This window comes from Sinorhizobium sp. 22678 (genome assembly GCF_052044265.1).
In the GTDB taxonomy this organism is placed as follows: Bacteria; Pseudomonadota; Alphaproteobacteria; order Rhizobiales; family Rhizobiaceae; genus Sinorhizobium; species Sinorhizobium meliloti_A.
The window spans coordinates 1-16,037 of record NZ_JBQEMS010000046.1; the positions used below are offsets into that span (position 1 = coordinate 1).

At 60.5% G+C, this 16,037-nt stretch carries 19 protein-coding genes; 14 read left to right on the top strand and 5 right to left on the bottom strand.

Annotated features, from left to right (window positions below):
* Nucleotides 1-47 precede the first annotated feature (47 nt).
* The 8 genes from trbK to ACTJKL_RS31435 all read left to right on the top strand — a co-directional run bounded on the left by trbK (nucleotide 48) and on the right by ACTJKL_RS31435 (nucleotide 6,105).
* On the top strand, nucleotides 48-248 hold the full coding sequence (trbK, locus tag ACTJKL_RS31400; protein WP_440854009.1) for an entry exclusion protein TrbK: 201 nt from the start codon (nucleotides 48-50) through the stop codon (nucleotides 246-248).
* Nucleotides 242-1,417 carry a P-type conjugative transfer protein TrbL gene (gene trbL, locus ACTJKL_RS31405; protein WP_183940185.1) on the top strand — a complete coding sequence of 392 codons (1,176 nt, stop codon included), beginning with the start codon at nucleotides 242-244 and terminating at the stop codon, nucleotides 1,415-1,417. Before trbK ends, trbL begins: the two co-directional genes overlap by 7 nt.
* 24 nt (nucleotides 1,418-1,441) lie before the next feature.
* Nucleotides 1,442-2,104: a conjugal transfer protein TrbF gene (locus tag ACTJKL_RS31410; RefSeq protein ID WP_440854703.1), complete on the top strand. Its 663-nt coding sequence runs from the start codon at nucleotides 1,442-1,444 to the stop codon at nucleotides 2,102-2,104.
* 17 nt (nucleotides 2,105-2,121) lie between these two features.
* Nucleotides 2,122-2,934 (top strand): P-type conjugative transfer protein TrbG, encoded by an 813-nt coding sequence (trbG, locus tag ACTJKL_RS31415; protein ID WP_440854704.1) that lies wholly within the window; start codon nucleotides 2,122-2,124, stop codon nucleotides 2,932-2,934.
* A gap of 3 nt (nucleotides 2,935-2,937) precedes the next feature.
* On the top strand, nucleotides 2,938-3,375 hold the full coding sequence (gene trbH / locus ACTJKL_RS31420; protein WP_440854705.1) for a conjugal transfer protein TrbH: 438 nt from the start codon (nucleotides 2,938-2,940) through the stop codon (nucleotides 3,373-3,375).
* A gap of 12 nt (nucleotides 3,376-3,387) precedes the next feature.
* A complete protein-coding gene (gene trbI / locus ACTJKL_RS31425; protein ID WP_440854706.1) occupies nucleotides 3,388-4,689 on the top strand; it encodes an IncP-type conjugal transfer protein TrbI in 1,302 nt (433 codons plus the stop codon).
* Between the two features lie 97 nt (nucleotides 4,690-4,786).
* Complete coding sequence (locus ACTJKL_RS31430) at nucleotides 4,787-5,008, top strand: hypothetical protein (protein ID WP_440854707.1); 222 nt, start codon at nucleotides 4,787-4,789, stop codon at nucleotides 5,006-5,008.
* Nucleotides 5,009-5,391: 383 nt separating this feature from the next.
* Nucleotides 5,392-6,105, top strand: a complete 714-nt coding sequence (locus tag ACTJKL_RS31435) for an autoinducer binding domain-containing protein (RefSeq protein WP_440854708.1) — start codon at nucleotides 5,392-5,394, stop codon at nucleotides 6,103-6,105.
* Here ACTJKL_RS31435 and ACTJKL_RS31440 read toward each other — a convergent pair.
* The gene (locus tag ACTJKL_RS31440; protein ID WP_440854709.1) at nucleotides 6,098-6,415 is read right to left on the bottom strand and encodes a transcriptional repressor TraM; all 318 of its coding nucleotides are present in this window, start codon (nucleotides 6,413-6,415) and stop codon (nucleotides 6,098-6,100) included. The two genes, ACTJKL_RS31435 and ACTJKL_RS31440, sit on opposite strands and share 8 nt — an antisense overlap.
* A 200-nt stretch (nucleotides 6,416-6,615) precedes the next feature.
* Here ACTJKL_RS31440 and ACTJKL_RS31445 point away from each other — a divergent pair, with 200 nt between their 5' ends.
* The 3 genes from ACTJKL_RS31445 to ACTJKL_RS31455 all read left to right on the top strand — a co-directional run bounded on the left by ACTJKL_RS31445 (nucleotide 6,616) and on the right by ACTJKL_RS31455 (nucleotide 8,006).
* Entirely contained in the window at nucleotides 6,616-6,828 is a 213-nt protein-coding gene (locus ACTJKL_RS31445; RefSeq protein WP_440854710.1) for a helix-turn-helix domain-containing protein, read from the top strand.
* A gap of 171 nt (nucleotides 6,829-6,999) precedes the next feature.
* Nucleotides 7,000-7,632 (top strand): DUF433 domain-containing protein, encoded by a 633-nt coding sequence (locus ACTJKL_RS31450; RefSeq protein ID WP_440854711.1) that lies wholly within the window; start codon nucleotides 7,000-7,002, stop codon nucleotides 7,630-7,632.
* Nucleotides 7,629-8,006, top strand: coding sequence for a DUF5615 family PIN-like protein (locus ACTJKL_RS31455; protein ID WP_440854712.1), 378 nt, complete (start codon nucleotides 7,629-7,631; stop codon nucleotides 8,004-8,006). Before ACTJKL_RS31450 ends, ACTJKL_RS31455 begins: the two co-directional genes overlap by 4 nt.
* A 17-nt stretch (nucleotides 8,007-8,023) precedes the next feature.
* Here the strand turns inward: ACTJKL_RS31455 and ACTJKL_RS31460 are convergent, their stop codons facing one another.
* From ACTJKL_RS31460 to traA, 4 genes are read right to left on the bottom strand one after another with little or no spacing between them, the layout of a single operon-like run.
* Nucleotides 8,024-8,638, bottom strand: a complete 615-nt coding sequence (locus ACTJKL_RS31460; RefSeq protein WP_440854713.1) for a TraH family protein — start codon at nucleotides 8,636-8,638, stop codon at nucleotides 8,024-8,026.
* 16 nt (nucleotides 8,639-8,654) lie between these two features.
* Nucleotides 8,655-9,818 (bottom strand): conjugal transfer protein TraB, encoded by a 1,164-nt coding sequence (locus ACTJKL_RS31465; protein ID WP_440854714.1) that lies wholly within the window; start codon nucleotides 9,816-9,818, stop codon nucleotides 8,655-8,657.
* Nucleotides 9,808-10,347 (bottom strand): conjugative transfer signal peptidase TraF, encoded by a 540-nt coding sequence (traF, locus tag ACTJKL_RS31470; protein ID WP_440854715.1) that lies wholly within the window; start codon nucleotides 10,345-10,347, stop codon nucleotides 9,808-9,810. The genes ACTJKL_RS31465 and traF overlap by 11 nt, the downstream gene beginning before the upstream one ends.
* A gap of 23 nt (nucleotides 10,348-10,370) precedes the next feature.
* Complete coding sequence (gene traA, locus ACTJKL_RS31475; RefSeq protein ID WP_440854716.1) at nucleotides 10,371-13,682, bottom strand: Ti-type conjugative transfer relaxase TraA; 3,312 nt, start codon at nucleotides 13,680-13,682, stop codon at nucleotides 10,371-10,373.
* A 254-nt stretch (nucleotides 13,683-13,936) separates the two neighbouring features.
* Here traA and traC point away from each other — a divergent pair, with 254 nt between their 5' ends.
* The 3 genes from traC to traG form a co-directional block, all read left to right on the top strand.
* Nucleotides 13,937-14,233 (top strand): conjugal transfer protein TraC, encoded by a 297-nt coding sequence (traC, locus tag ACTJKL_RS31480; RefSeq protein WP_440853830.1) that lies wholly within the window; start codon nucleotides 13,937-13,939, stop codon nucleotides 14,231-14,233.
* Between the two features lie 4 nt (nucleotides 14,234-14,237).
* Nucleotides 14,238-14,450, top strand: coding sequence for a type IV conjugative transfer system coupling protein TraD (gene traD / locus ACTJKL_RS31485; RefSeq protein WP_440853831.1), 213 nt, complete (start codon nucleotides 14,238-14,240; stop codon nucleotides 14,448-14,450).
* The coding region (gene traG / locus ACTJKL_RS31490; RefSeq protein WP_440854699.1) for a Ti-type conjugative transfer system protein TraG at nucleotides 14,443-16,037 on the top strand (1,595 nt) is incomplete at its 3' end. The genes traD and traG, both read left to right, overlap by 8 nt.

The following is a 16,037-nucleotide window of genomic DNA, read 5'->3' on the forward strand; positions in this document are numbered from 1 at the left end:
GCCGAAGTCAAGACCATCCCGGCAGGTCAGAAGATGGAGCCCCGCTGGTGAACCGCGCCGTCGCCATCGCCTTCCTTGTGGTTGTTGCCGCTGTTTCATCTGCGGCGACGGTGCTGATTGTCAAATCCAGAGACACCACGAAGCCCCCGCTCACTGAAGAACGACGCGCCGTCAGGGAGAAATTCTTCGGCTCGAACAAAGAACTGCCGCCGATCAAGGATGGCCAGGAGATGCGTCCAAGATGGTGAGATCTAATCTTGAACGGTCACTCCTGATCGCAGGCTTCCTTTGCCTCGTCTTTGCAGCGCCAGCCTTCGCCCAACAGGGACAAGTCCTGACCGAACTGGAAAATCAGGTCTCGACCGCCGCGAAGGGGTGGGAAACCACCATCATGGATGCTGCAAAATCTCTTTTCTGGATCCTGGCGACCATTGAGGTGGGCATTGCCGCCGTCTGGCTGGCGCTTCAGGCTGCATCGCTCGATAGCTGGTTCGCGGAGCTTGTTCGGCGGATCATGTTCATTGGCTTCTTCGCCTTCGTTCTCACTCAAGGGCCGACCTTTGCGCGAGCGGTCGTCGACAGCCTCTTCCAGATTGGCGCCGGCGGCGGATCGGCGTCGCCTGCTGAAGTCTTCGACGCCGGAATTCGGGTTGCCTCGCAAATGTCGCAGCAAGCACAATTCGGCGTATTTGAGGACAATGCATTGGCGATTGCTGCCGTGTTGGCGATGGGTGTCGTCGTCATCTGCTTCTCGCTGGTCGCAGCAATTTTCGTCTCGGTCATGGTCGAGATGTATGTCGGCCTGCTTGCCGGCATGATCATGCTCGGGCTTGGCGGATCCTCCTTCACCAAGGACTTTGCTGTCCGTTATCTCGTCTACGCCTTCGGCGTCGGCATGAAACTGATGGCGTTGGTGATGATCGCGAAGATCGGGTCCGAGGTCCTTATGGGGTTGGCGAACGCGCCAACGGCTTCCTCAGACCAGTTCGTCACGACGCTCGCCATCGCCGGGATCTCGGTCGTGGTCTTCATTATCGCAATGTACGTCCCGAACATCATTCAGGGCGTTGTTCAGGGCGCGTCCGTCTCGGGCGGAATGGAGGCGATCCGGCACGGTGGTCAGGCAGCCTCCTTTGCGACGGGCGCAGGGTTCCTAGCGGCTGGCGCTGCCGGTGCGGGATTTGCGGCGGGACAGGCTGCCCGAGCTGCAGGTTCATCCGTTGCTGGTGCGGCTCTTCGAGGTTTCGGCGCTGGGATCGGATCCGCCGGGATGGCCGCAGGCTCTGCGGCCAAGGAAAAGGCCATCGGCTCGCCAGGAGCATACGCTGGTTCCATCCTCGGGCTTGCGAACGCAAAGCTGGATCAGGCGCGCAGCGGGCACAGCGGACCAACGCCATCTCCCGAACGCAGAGACTAACAGCAATCAGAAAGTGATCGATCGATGGCAGCGAACCGCGCCCCCGAAAACCCCTATCTCGCTGCGCGCCAGGAATGGAGCGAGCGATACGGCTCCTATGTGCAGGCAGCCGCCGCATGGCGGATCGTCGGCATTCTCGGTCTGACCATGGCCGTCATAGGCTTTGGCTATTCGATGTATCTCAGCACCCAGGTCAAGCTGGTTCCCTATATCGTCCAGGTCGATAAACTGGGCACGGCGGTGACCGCGGGCTTCCCCGAACAAATCGAATATGCGGATGTCCGGGTGGTGCGTGCCACGCTCGGCAACTTCGTGACCAGCTTCCGATCGATCACGCCCGATGCCGTGGTGCAGAAACAATATATCGACCGGACCTACGCACTCCTGAGGACGTCCGATCCATCGACTGAGAAGATCAACGCCTGGTTCCGCGGCAACTCACCTTTCGAGAAGGCGAAGTCGTCGACGATCGCCATCGAGGTGAACAACATCGTGGCGCTCTCGAACCAGACCTATCAGATCGACTGGACCGAGTACGAACGCGACCGCAAGGGCAAGGAAACCGGCACGCGCCGGTTCCGCGGCATCGCGACGGTCACGCTCACCGCACCGCAGGATGAGGCGACCATCCGTCTCAACCCGATCGGTCTCTATGTCCGGGATTTCGACTGGACAGCGCAGCTTTAAGGGCAGGGGATTTCTCAATGCACAGAACAGGATTGATCGCAGCCGCCGGCTGCCTGGCCACGCTCGTCCTCGCGAGCGGCGCTGAGGCGCAGAGCATGACAAACAACGAGGTGAAGGGTACCAACATTTCGAGGAAATGGCGGGGGACGCCAGGGCTGGTGACTACCGGCCCTGACGGGAAAGTCATTTTCCTGTACGGCGAAACCCAGCCGTCGGTCGTCTGCTCACCGCTTCAAGTCTGCGATATCGAATTGCAGGGCGGGGAAATCGTCCGTGACGTCTTGGTCGGTGATACTGTTCGGTGGAAGGTCGAGCCTGCGACCTCGGGCGCCACCGGCGGGCAGGCGATCCATCTGATCGTCAAGCCGTCGGAATCCGGACTTGTCACCTCGATGGTGGTCACCACATCGCGACGCACCTATCACATCCAGCTCAAGTCCCATCCGAGCCAGTATATGGCCCGTGTCGGCTTCGAATATTCGGAGGATGTCTCGACCAAGCTCGCCGACATCAATTCCAGGCTCGAGACCGGCGGCATCCCCGGCACGGCGCCCGACAAACTGAACTTCTCATACTCAGTGAGTGGCTCGGCACCCTGGAAGCCGAAGCGGGTCTATTCGGATGGCGTGAAAACCTACATTCAATTCTCGAAATCAGTTTCGAGCCAGGATGCACCGGTGCTCTTCGTCGTCTCTGGCGGCCAGAACCGCATCGTCAATTACCGGATGAAGAACGACATGATGATCGTCGACTACGCGGTCGACAAGGCGATCCTCGTCTCCGGCGTCGGCTGGCGCCAGCAGAAAATCACCATCCGGCGGGGAGGCTGAACCATGCGCAGGCTTCTCGTCATGATCATCACCGCTTCCCTGCTTTCAGGCTGCCAGACAGCCGAGGATGGATTGACCACCAGTTCAACCCCGGTTGCCGTCACCGGCCCCGCCGCGAGCGCCATCGCCGGCGACATGGCGAGCCGGCTTGCCGAGCAGATCGGTCCGGCAGGCACGACGACGCTCAAAATGGAAAAGGACACGTCAGATTTCGCGGCGGCGCTCGAGGCGGCGCTGAAAGGATGGGGCTACACCATCATCACCGACGGCAAGGTAGGGAAGGATGGGAAGACGGTCGAGCTCGCTTATTCGATCGATGACGTCGACGGCCAGGTGCTCGCACGGCTCTCGACGCCGTCCATCGCGCTTGGCCGGGCCTACACGGCAACGGCAGCCGGCGCCACGCCGGCAAGTCCGCTTTCCATCCTGCAGCGGAATTGAGGGGAGGCGCGTATGGTCCAATCGCTCCAGCTCGGCGCATCCAATCAGGCTAACGACCAGAAGGGCATGCGCCGCCTCAATCGCCTGCCGATCATCATCGCCATTGTCATCATCGCGCTGTTCGTCGGCGTGGTCGTGATCGGACTGTCGTGGCGCGGGCTCCCCTTCAATCGCAACAACGACATCGACAGCGCCTCGAATACGCCGGCGACGAACTTCGGAGACCAACTCAAACGCGGCGTCACGGACGGCATTATCGGCGAGCCGGTTGAGCGCGATGCATTCCAGCCAACGCCCGCCGTCGAACGGAAGGTCGAGAAGGAAACACCTGTTGTCGACCGTCGGCCCACGGAAAGGCAAGAACGGCGGCCGAGGCTCGAATCCGAAGAGGAATGGAAAGCCCGGCTCAAGCGCGAGCAGGATGAGCAATATATCCGCGAGGCCCAGCGCCAGCGCATGGCCCGGCTGCAGGCGCGCGCAACGGCTTTGGACTCACCGTTGAAGGTGGATATTTCCGATGTCGAGAAAGCCGCCAACAACTCCACGGACGCGGGCCGGCAGACGACGACTGCGGCAGCCAACAACGCCTCGGACCTCTATGCCGCTGCCATGAAATCAGGCCTCATGGGTCCGAACGTCGATCCGAACGCGCAGACCTCGAAGGAGGATTTCTTAAACCAGGATATCAAGGACCTCGGCTATCTACCGAACAAGGTCGTGCCGCAGATGTCGCCCTACGAGTTGAAGCGCGGTTCGGTCATTCCCGCCACGTTGATCACCGGTCTCAATTCCGACCTTCCGGGACGGATCACAGCGCAAGTCAGCCAGAACGTCTATGACAGCGCCTCCGGCTATCGGTTGCTCATACCGCAGGGCTCAAAGCTGTTTGGCCGCTACGACTCCAAGGTGTCGTTCGGTCAGGAGCGCGTCCTCGTCGTCTGGACCGACCTCATCTTTCCGAACGGATCGACCCTGCAGATCGGCGGCATGGCCGGTACGGACGCCGAAGGTTATGGCGGCTTCAAGGACAAGGTCGATCGGCACCTCTGGCGCACCTGGGGTTCGGCAGCACTCGTCGCGCTGATAGGAACCGGGATCGACATGTCCATGCCGGAGAGTTCGACGCTTGCGACGCAGGATACGGCGTCCGATGCCGCCAGACGGAATTTTGCGGAAAGCTTCGGTCGCGTCGCCGAGCAGACAATCTCGAAGAACCTGAATGTACAACCGACGATCCAGATTCGTCCCGGCTATAAGTTCAACGTGCTCGTCGACCAGGACATCGTTTTTCCGTCGGCTTACCGCAAAAATTAACGGAAACGGCAAGACTGCAGAAGGTGCAAATCTGCGAGTTGTGCTGGCTGAAGAAATGGTGCCGGATGGTCCTGCTCAACGCAGGAAAGGATAGGCGATGACAAAAATGGATTTTGGCGATTTGCCGGACGACGACCCGGACCTTCTCGAAAACACCGCTTTGCCGAAGCAGTTTATCTCGCGCCTTCGAAGTGCGTTTTACACCCGGCTTTCGGATTTCGACGACATGGACGATATCCAGATGCTACGCGAGCCGGGAATTAACTGGCGTATCATCAAAGCCGTCAGATCCGAGCGGGCGCGTATTGATGCCAAGTGATCTTGTCGCTTGAAAAGCGCTGGCAGTTCTAGGATTTGGGGCGTGTGCAAACGGGCCGGTGCCTTATATCGCGTTCTCTTCAGTAAATAGCACTCGCGTCAGAACACGGTTTCCATGGCGAACGGTTCCTTCGCCCGAAAAAACTTTTCTTGATTTGTCATCTTTTTGAGGCAGGGAGCCTTGAAAGCTCCCCCTTTATGGGTAGTGCTAACGTACACGGCAAGAGGGACTGCTTTGCATCAACCAAGCACCGCCGGTTGCGGAGCTATCGTCAGTTGGCGATTAGCAGGTCCGCCTTTTGCCAAACGACGATGCCCATCATCCAGCGTCTCGGCTGGCAAATAAAGGACCGCGTTACGGGTCAAAACATAGGAGAAGCGTTCGTGGACGGAGAATTTCGCTCGCTCGTTGATATGCTGGAAGTCGCGCAAGACGAGGCCATGGTCAAGGGAGCCCTCAGGCAGTTCACGCGTTCCTGCGGATACGAACGGTTTGCCTATCTCGAAAAAGAAGGCGCCCAGATCAGGACATTCAACTCCTATCCCAAACCATGGGAGGGTCTTTACCTCTCGGCTGACTATTCCAGCATCGATCCCGTGGTGACGGAAGCGAAGCGCAAACGGGACGTTTTCTTCTGGACCGCGGAGGATTGGCCGGCCCGCGGTTCCTCACCGCTCAGAAAGTTTCGCGACGAGGCGATCGACCACGGGATCCGCTGCGGCATGACGGTCCCTGTGGAAGGTGGTTACGGTGCGTCGATGATGCTGACCTTTGCATCCTCCGAAAGAGAAGTGGACGTCCCGGCCGCGTTCGACTCGAGGAGAGCAGTCCAATTGGTGATGATGGTTCATTATCGATTGAAGATGATTGCTGCCAAAACCGCCATCAATCCAAAGCAGGTGCTGTCGCCACGCGAGATGTTGTGCTTGACGTGGGCGATGAAAGGAAAAAACACACTCGAAACTGCCGCTGTGACCGGCATCAATTCGAGGACCGTGCAGCACTACCTTGATAAAGCCCGTGCCAAACTGGGCGCTGAATCGGTGCCGCAGCTTGTGGGAATCGCGAAAGATCGCGGGTTGCTAAGCTCTAATTAGCGTTGTCCAATGGGACGTCGGGGATGTAGCCAAGCGCGTCGATGATCTGCGACAGCTCTTCCTGCTGCGCTTCGGATTTCTTCTGACGGGCAATGTATTCGGCCTGCAGGTTTGCCAGGACGTCGCTCGAAGACGAAGGATCGCCGCTCGCGCGAGTCCATTCCTCGTAGACAGCCTCATCCGCGGCGAGCAGCCGGCGGTGTTCGTGTATTGCCGACACCGCCAATTCCTCCAACGCTTCCTTCGGCATCGAACAGAACCGCGGATCCCGCTCGCTCTTGTCGGTCTCCGGGGACTTCGCATCGTTCATTCGTTTTTCCTCGAAACTCATTCCTTCACCACTTGAAAACGATGCTTTGGTCCCGCACTGTGCGGCCGCGCTACAGACTATCATACGACCAACATTGCAAAAGTCCGTCGAAGATCGATCACCGCCCAATATCACAAGTCATGTCGAATCGGAACTATAGTTCCTAGAACAATAATTCCGATTCAGGTTCCGCTCACGTCATGGATCTCAACGAGGTCATGGCGATCAATTTGCGTCGAATACGTCATGGCAAGAAACTGACGCAGGAGGAACTGGCACACCGCACAGGCCTGAGCGCACGCCATATCGGCGCCATCGAGCGCGCCGAGATGTCGGCTACCCTCACGGTCCTCGGCCAGATTTCAGAAGCGCTGGGCGTCGAACCCGCCGAGCTTGTGACCAAATCGAACTGATCTGGAAATCGCGCCCGTGGTCGACTGGATTTTAGGGTTCGGAGGCGGTTTCCGCTCCGAAGCCGATGTGCATCGATCGATTGGGACAGCTCGACCACTGAGATTGAGCATGGGTCAAGGCTTTACACGAGCGGCGGGCCGCATTATATATTCTCCACAAGGAGAATGATTATGGCCAGCACATCACACGCCTACACACCCGCCGAGGCGGCGGCTGTCAGCGAGATCGCTGTGAAGTCGGTGCACAATGCGATCGACAAGCGCATCATCGAGACTCATCTCGTTGGTAGCAGGGGTCGAGCACTCACCGATGAGGATCTGCTTCGGTTGAAGCTCTGGTACGGCGTCGGATCGATCTTGTCTGCCGAGCGCCGCAAGCGCCTATTCGATACGATCGACCAGAACCCCGATGCCGAAACTGTTAGGGCAGACGATTATCTCATTATCGACGTTGCGCGAGCACGAGAACAACTGGCCGCGCGGGCCGAGGCGCTTCGAGAAGCCGAACGACTGATTGAAAGCGTGAAAGGCGTCGTGGGCGGCGAGCCGGTTTTCAAGCGAACCCGTGTTCCCGTGCGAACGATTGCCGCGATGAAGACCCAAGGCGCAAGTACAGCGGAAATCGTTGAGGGCTATCCTTCGCTCACCGAGCGCATGGTGGAACTTGCCGAGATCTGGGTTGCGGCCCATCCCGCCAGAGGACGTCCGAGGAAGCTTTCGGAGCAGGGCCTGAAGGTGAAATCCGTGAAGCGCCTGGTCCTTCGGAACGAGATCGTCCCCAAAACGTCTGGCTCGACCTCGTGAAGTTTCTCATCGATGAATGCCTTCACACGTCTCTCGTGGCCGTGGCTCAAGAGCGCGGCCACGATTGTTTCCATGTGAATTGGCTGGGACTGAGTGGCGAGACCGATTGGGACCTGATGCCTCGGATCATCGAGGACGATTTCACGTTCGTGACGAACAACGCCCGCGACTTCCGGAAACTCTATGCCAAAGAAGAGCTGCATGCGGGTCTGGTGATTATCGTCCCGCAGGTGCTGCCTGTGCTGCAACGAGAATTGTTTGCCCTCATACTGCAGGATCTGGCAGGCGCGCAGGATATGGTCAACGCAGTCATTGAAGCGACCCTCGACGGAGAGGACGCGGTTCTCACGCGCTATTCGCTTCCGGAAGCATAGTTGCCTTCCCAAGGAGATCATTTTCCTCCGATCCTCGACAGGTCGATCCGCATCCCAGCTGAGCCAACGTTCTCGCTTTTCTCGGCGCCTTCAGGGCTTGTATCCGCAGGAGGTATGTCGCTGCTCTCCTCGGCCTCCTCTGGAGGCAATACATTGTCTATCGTCACGCTTTTTCTCGGATCCTCCGCCTGGAATACGCTCACGCCCTCGAACTCGCCGGTCTTCCAGGCATAGATGGCATCCTCGAATATCTGCGGGAAGACATCGTCGGCCTTCGGATTGCCGTACCATTTGGCAACGATCCGCAAGACCTTCGCGAACATCGCCGTTCCCTTGCGAAGGTTTTCGCAAGGATCGACGAGATCAGCCTTTAAGTCGGCCGTATCCTTGACGCCGACACCCGCAGGGAACTGTGTCAAGCCGACGCGGACCACTGCCTGGCCGACATACTGCCGGACGATCGCCATGGCCTCGTCCGGCGTCATCGCGTTCGGGACGAGGATCAATCGGCCACCCGATTTGACCGTGACGGCAAGCGGATCGTTCGAGCCCGCAGCGGTCACGAACTGTTCGACGATTGCCGGCTTCAATGAGGGGTCGGCGCATTGTTGGATCAGGGCAGCGTCGAGCATGAGGTCTCCTCGGGCTTCAGGTGTTGAAGGAAATCAAGAGGGGCTTATCGAACAGACGCGCCCAAGCTTCCGCATTGGCGCGTTGGATGGCGACGATAGATGTCCCCTTGGTCCACCAGCCGTTGCCGACGGCGACAATGACGTCCGGATCGTGGAGCATGGACTGCAGGACGGGCCAGACGATCAGTTGCTCGTAGCAGATCAGAGGTGCGACCCGAGCGTCGGCGATGGCCACAACGGGGTTCGAAAAGAAGTGCGCCCGCGCACCACCGCTCTGGCCGAGCAGGGTGCGCCATGGCTGCCACATCGACCCCGGAACGGGCATCCGCTCGCGATAAATTACGCGGCCACCGTCACCGGAGAGGGCGAGCAGAACATTGTCATATCCGCCCGCATCAATGACGGCGGCGCCGGCAATGACGGTGACGTTAGTGTCCTGCAGTGCTTTTACCCAGAGCCGCTCAACGGTCGGTGTCCAGAAGCCCAAAGAGCTTTCGGGAAGGACAACGGTGCGGGCGCCGCCAGCCTCCCGATCCTTCACCGTGGCAATCAGATCACGGTGGCGTTGCATGCTGGGGTCTCGCCCCAACGATGCGCCCATTTCGAGGTCGACCCCCTGCCAGGATGTCGGTAGCTTCGGTTCGTCCCAAGTTGCGGCGGACCAGATCCAAAACCCTGCCAGGACAATCGCGACAGCTGGCCACATGCGGGTTACGAGGCCCATGAGGCCGGCTGTCGCGGCAAGGAGCCCCCACCATCCCCATCCCGGAAACAGCACGCCGGCGGCCGTGATCGGATGCGCCCAGCCGGTGATACCGATTGGCGGAATGGCCATGAGCACGGCTGCCGCGAAATAGCGAAACGGTCGCGCCGGTTCGCATCTCGTCCAGAGCATTGCGTGGACACCGACAAAGCCCAGCGATGCGCTGAGCCAGAGCAGCAGTCCCGGCCAGAGGTCGGAGGAATAGAAGGTGGCAACGCCCTGCGGCAGACCGCGTGATGCAGCGAGGAAATAACCGGCGGAAACCGCTGCGGCCGCCAGTCGTGACCGCGCAAGCGCCCAGAGGGTTGGAAACGTGCATGCGAGCGGAAGGAGAAGGACGTGACCGCTCCACGCCACCGTTCCGGCGATGATTGAAGCGGCAATCAACAGGACCGGCCGAACGCGCTTACGGCACATAGGTGAGCACCGGTTGCGCCAGGCCGAGGATGCCCGAAACGGGAAGGGGACCGAAGTAGCGGGAGTCGTAGGAGCTCCTGTACGGTGAATGGAGGAAGACGCTTTGTGCCGGCACGGCGCCGCCGAAATACGGCACCATCGGCCGACCCTTGCCGTCGCGCTGAGCCACATCGGAGAAGGGGATCGCTTGCCCGTCGATCGTTACGCCCGCACCGATTTCGACATGCTGCCTGGGAACCGCGATGACCGTCTTGATGAGCGGAGCGACCCCGCCCGGGCAGGTGCCGAAGCGGAGATAGCCACGCGCTCTGGCCTCTCGCATGACAGGCGTTTGCGGAGGGCAAATGAAGACGAGATCGCCTGCCTTCGCTGCTCGATTGAGCACTGCTATGCGCCAGAGGCCGAGAGGTTCGCTCGGCGTCAGGTTGATGCGGTAGCCGCCGATGATGGCGGCAGCGACGCTGCCCCCAACGATGAATGCCGCCACTACCAAGAGCACGACGGCATTCGATCGCTGAACACGTCCCATCTCACGTCCACACACTTGCGTCGTCATTTCAGGGACAGTCCCTGGCTCTTTGTCTGACGCAGGGTTTCCGTCTGTTTCAAAGCCTCCGTCGTGCGCTCATGCGCGGCCAGCTGCTGCGCGGTCCGCATAAAATTCCATGCTGATTGCACTTCGGCCCTCTGTCCGGCCGTCATCCCCGCGGTGACGGTGTTAAATGTCTGTCCGTTGGTGCCTTTTGCGGCAAGAGGCAGGAAGGTCCGCTCGCCGAAACGCTCCGATACAGCTCTCGCAAATCCCTCGAGCTCCGCCTTCACCATTTTGTCGGCAAGCGCGTATTCGAGACCGGCCGGCAGGTCGTTCCGGTCGATCGCATCGCGCACGCGTTCGAGTGTCTGCTTTGCGTTAGCCGAGAGCGCCGGAATATCGATCGACACCTTCAGACGGACGGCGCGTTCCTCGACCTCATATTTGCGTTCCGCTTCCGCCCGCTGGCGCAGATAGCGGTCGAGGTTACGCGCGAGCGCCGGCGCATTGGTCTCAGCCTTCTCCCGCTCCTGCTTGTCGGCGCGGCTTGCGAACATGCCGGTCTTGCCCTTCAGCGCACCGAAGTATTCAGGGTTCGATCCGATCGTCGCCAGCGTGGATTTCGCAACGCTCTCGTCCTTCAGCATCGCGTCGACTTCGACTGCCTTGAACGCGCTTTCCGGCTGGGCGTAGACCAGGCGGAAGCGCGTTGAGACTTCCTCCCATTGCTTCTTCAAGCCGGGATCGGCGGCGACCTTGTCCTCGATCGCCTGGTCGACGGATTTGGCGAAGGTTGTGATGCCCGAGACCATCGGCTTTGCCTCCTTGGTGCTGGGTTGGGTTGAGGATTGCGCGGCGCCGCGGACAAGGCCGAGCCTGCCGGCAACGGCGGCAAGGCGAACACCGAGATTGGCAAGTTTTTGCTTCTGACTGACGAGCCATTCCAGGCGGTCGCGAACCAGAGTTCGGGCGACGTTGACGAGATGCAGACCGCGCGCTTCCGCAAAGCGAAGCGCCTCGCGATAGAAGGCGCTCTTCTCGTAATCGAGAGTCGTTTCCTTGGCATTCCTTCGCGACATGATCGCGATCAACCCGCCGTTCTTCGCGAAGGATCTGCGACCGTAATAGACGGCCAGGTCCTCACGATGACGGGTCATGGCGACATAGGTGAGATGGCGATCGAGCGAAAGCGAAGCGAGCACCTTGACCTGGTCGACCGTGGCGCCCTGGCTCTTGTGGATGGTCGTGGCATAGCCGTGATCGAGGTTGTTGTAGAAGCGCTGTTCGACGAGCACCTGGCGGACATTCTCCCCATAGCCGATCAGCGCCGTGATGCGTCCCGGTCCCGCCTCGACCACCTTGGCCAGCATGCCGTTCTTGACGCCGAGCGATCCTTCGTTCTTGAGGAAAACGATCTGGTCGCCGACGGCGAAGTTGCGTTCGCCATCGGCGGTCTTGAACATGGTTCCCTGATTGAGGATCCCGCGTTCGATGAGTTTGATGCGCGCCATCTGGTTGAGCATGCGCACGTCGCGGCGCAAATGAGCCAGGATCAGCGACGTCTTCGCCGGATCGTAATCGCGGTCCCAGGCGGAGATGAGATTCTCGACGGCATCGGCCTTTAGATCCCAGCCGATCACCTTGCCGCTGGCGCGATAAGCATCGATCGCCTTGCCGACTTGGCCGCGCGCCAAATCAAGCGAGGCATCGCGCATCCATTGCTGGCGCTGGCGATAGATGGTTTCGAGTTCGGCATAGCCGATCCGGTCTGCGATGGCGCGGAAGGCCGCGCCGGCTTCGATTGGTTGAAGCTGTTCCGGATCGCCGATGAGAACGAGCTTGGCGCCGGCCTTCGTTACCGCTTCAACGAACAACGCCATCTGCCGCGACGACACCATGCCGGCTTCGTCCAGCACGAAGACCGTCTTGCTGTCGAGCTGATTGCGCCCCTCATTCCAGCGCAGTTCCCAGGACGACAGCGTGCGGGAGATGATGCCCGCTTCCTTCTCCAGTCCCTCGGCCGCCTTGCCGGCGAGTGCTGCGCCGACGACCCGGTAGCCGGCCGCTTCCCAGGCTTCGCGCGCAGCCTTCATCATCGTCGTCTTGCCGGCGCCGGCGCGGCCGATCACGGCGGCGATCCGCTCGGTGCCCGCCACGTGCTCGATCGCAATTTTCTGTTCGTCCGACAGGCGGTCATGGCGCTCAAATGTCGCCGCCAGCACTGCATCGCGAACACCATGCGACGAACGCTGCGAGAGCCAGATGGCGCGATTGGCCATCTCGGCCTCCAGCCGGATCATTTCGCGTGTGGTGTATTTGGCGGGCAGCCTGGAGCCGGTGGCGAGGTCGATCCGCTCGCGTTCAAGACGCAAGGTCTCCGGGTGCAGGATGATCCGGACCATGAGGCTTTGGAACAGATCTGGGTCGTCGATGTAGCGGTGGAGGATCTTGGCGACGTCACGCTCGTCGAAGACGCTCTTCTCGCGCATGATCATGTCGATGACGAGTTTCGGACTCCGGTCGATCCGTTTCGCGTTCTCTGCTCTCCGCGCGTCCTGCAGTTCGATGCGCTCAAGCTCCACCGGCTCCGAGGCCCCATCGGATTTCCGTTCGATCGCTTTGGTGCCGACACCAAGGTGGATGGTCGGTTGGAGATCGATCCCTTGCTTTTCGAAGGAGCGGCCGTCGACGCGAAGGTCGAGACCGGCCAGCGCCAGATGCCTGTTCTGGCAGGCAAACCATCCGTCGCGAAACGCGTTGAAATCGTCGATGCCTCCAGCCCAGAGCTCATAGACGATCTTGCCGGCATCGTTGCGGATCGGATTGCCGTCCGGTCCAAGCAGCGCGACCTTCTTGGCGCCGAAACCGTCTTCGGTCAGCGGCCGCAAGGTTGTCATCAGATGAACATGCGGATTGCCCGGCGCGTCATGGTAGACCCAATCGGCCACCATGACCTTCGATGTGATGTGCCGTTCGACGAAATCCCGCACGAGCGCGATATTCTGCTGAGCGCTCAGTTCGATCGGCAGAGCAATGGTGACGTCCTTGGCAAGCTGCGCATCGGAGCGCTTCTCGAAATCTTCGACCTTGTTCCAGAAGGCTTCGGAGGCGCCGGCGACCGAACGATCCGCGATCATCGACCGTAGCCACGCCGGCGCGTCGGCCGGAATGACGAACTCTTCGTGCAGCAATCCCTGCTTGCGAGTGTAGTCGATCGTTCGAGCCTCGCGCTCGTAGTCCATCTTGGCGCAGTGCCGATAGGCCGCCGACAGGACGGCGCTGCGGCCGGAGCCGCGGGCGACGACGCTGACGGAGAAGTGAGGGACAGCCACGGCGGATTCTTTCCCGATTGCGAACGAAATCAACAGGTTCCTCGGAAGCGGAAGACCCCGCCAGGGCCCAAAAGCAGAGCGTCGCATCAGCGACGTATAATTGCGCCCTTCGGATCCGCTCCTTCGGAACGGCCGGGATCATTCACCAAAGCTTGCGCTTTGGCGATTGTAGGATTCACAGTAGTGCGTTCCGCGCTCACCTCCCTGAAACTGGCCTCGTATGACAGCTTTCTCACCCAAGGGAGACAGACGGAATGAAGAAGCCATCCTCCAAGATCCGCGACGAAATCGCCAAACTCCAGGAACAGCTCAAGGTCGCCGAGACCCGCGAAGCCGAGCGGATCGGTCGGATCGCGCTTAAGGCCGGGCTTGGCGAGATTGAAGTGGACGAGGCCGAGCTGCAGGTAGCCTTCGAGGAACTGGCGAAGCGGTTTCGCGGAGGTGGGGTTCGCACGACCGGAGGGAAGAGGGGGGCTGGCGTCGGCGAAAGCAGTACACCCTCCACGCAGAACGCGGCTGGCACGGCTGCGGGCGGGACTGCTGAGGCTTGAGCGGATGGCGCGCACAACCACATCCGACGCCCGCAAGAAGGACACGCGGGAAAAGATCGAACTTGGCGGCCTGATCGTCAAAGCGGGTCTTCGCCACGAGAAACGCGCGCTTCTGCTGGGCGCCCTGATCGAGCTGAGCCAACGGCTTAAGGCCGACGAGACCGTACGCCCGCGGCTGCTTGCGATCGGAGCGGAGGCCTTCAAGACAGATGGATAGGATCATGCTCTTCATCGTACCTGTCGCGCTGATGTTCCTGCTCACGATCGGATTGACCGGGATCGAACACTGGCTGTCCGGCTTTGGAAAGACGGAGGCTGCTCGGCAGACGCTCGGCCGCGCCGGCATTGCCCTGCCTTATGTCGCCGCGGCGGTCATCGGCAGTGTCTTCCTGTTCGCGAGCGCCGGCGCGATCAGGATCAAGACGGCAGGATGGGGCGTCGTTGCCGGCGGTGTAGCGACAATTGTTGTCGCCATCGTTCGCGAGGCAATCAGGCTGTCGGCATTCGGGAACCAGCTTCCGGCCGGCAAGTCGATCCTTTCCTATGTCGACCCCGCGACGCTGATCGGCGCGGCGGCGGCAGCGATGTCCGCCTGCTTCGCCCTACGTGTCGCGCTCGTCGGCAACGCGGCCTTCGCCAGTGCTGAGCCCAAACGCATACGCGGCAAGCGGGCGCTTCATGGCGAGGCCGACTGGATGAAGATGCAGGAGGCGGCCAACCTGTTTTCGGACGCTGGCGGCATCGTCGTCGGCGAACGATATCGGGTCGACAAGGACAGCGGAGGAACGCGCCCGTTTCGCGCTGACGATCCCGACACATGGGGCATCGGCGGCAAGCCACCGCTCCTGTGCTTCGACGGCTCGTTCGGCTCATCACATGGCATCGTGTTCGCCGGTTCCGGCGGCTTCAAGACGACGTCGGTGACGATCCCGACGGCGCTCAAATGGGGCGGCTCGCTGATCGTCCTCGACCCGTCGAACGAGGTTGCCCCGATGGTGTCAGTGCAACGAGGCAGCGCGAATCGGGATCTATTCGTCCTCGACCCGAAGAAGCCGGAGACCGGCTTCAATGCGCTTGATTGGATCGGGCAATTCGGCGGCACCAAGGAAGAGGACATTTCATCCGTCGCTTCATGGATCATGAGTGATAGCGGTGGCACACGCGGAGTTCGCGACGACTTCTTCCGGGCCTCGGCCTTGCAATTGCTGACGGCGATGATCGCTGACGTTTGTCTCTCCGGCCATACGGAGAAGGAGAACCAAACGCTTCGCCAAGTTCGCGCCAATCTCTCCGAGCCGGAGCCGCAGTTGCGCCAACGCCTGCAGGAAATCTACGACAATTCGGATTCGGATTTCGTCAAGGAGAACGTCGCGGCTTTCGTGAACATGACGCCCGAAACCTTCTCCGGCGTCTACGCCAATGCGATCAAGGAAACCCATTGGCTGTCCTATCCGAACTACGCCGCGCTGGTTTCCGGAAAGATGTTTTCGACGGGGGATCTTGCCGAGGGAAACACCGACGTCTTCATCAACATCGATCTCAAGACCTTGGAGACGCATGCGGGCCTCGCGCGCGTCATCATTGGCTCGTTTCTCAACGCGATCTACAATCGTGATGGGGCGATGCCGGGCCGTGCGCTCTTCCTCCTCGATGAGGTGGCGCGGCTTGGCTATATGAGGATCCTGGAAACCGCGCGCGATGCCGGTCGCAAATATGGCATCACGCTCGTCATGATCTACCAGTCGATCGGGCAGATGCGCGAAACCTATGGCGGTCGCGACGCCGCCAGCAAATGGTTCGAGAG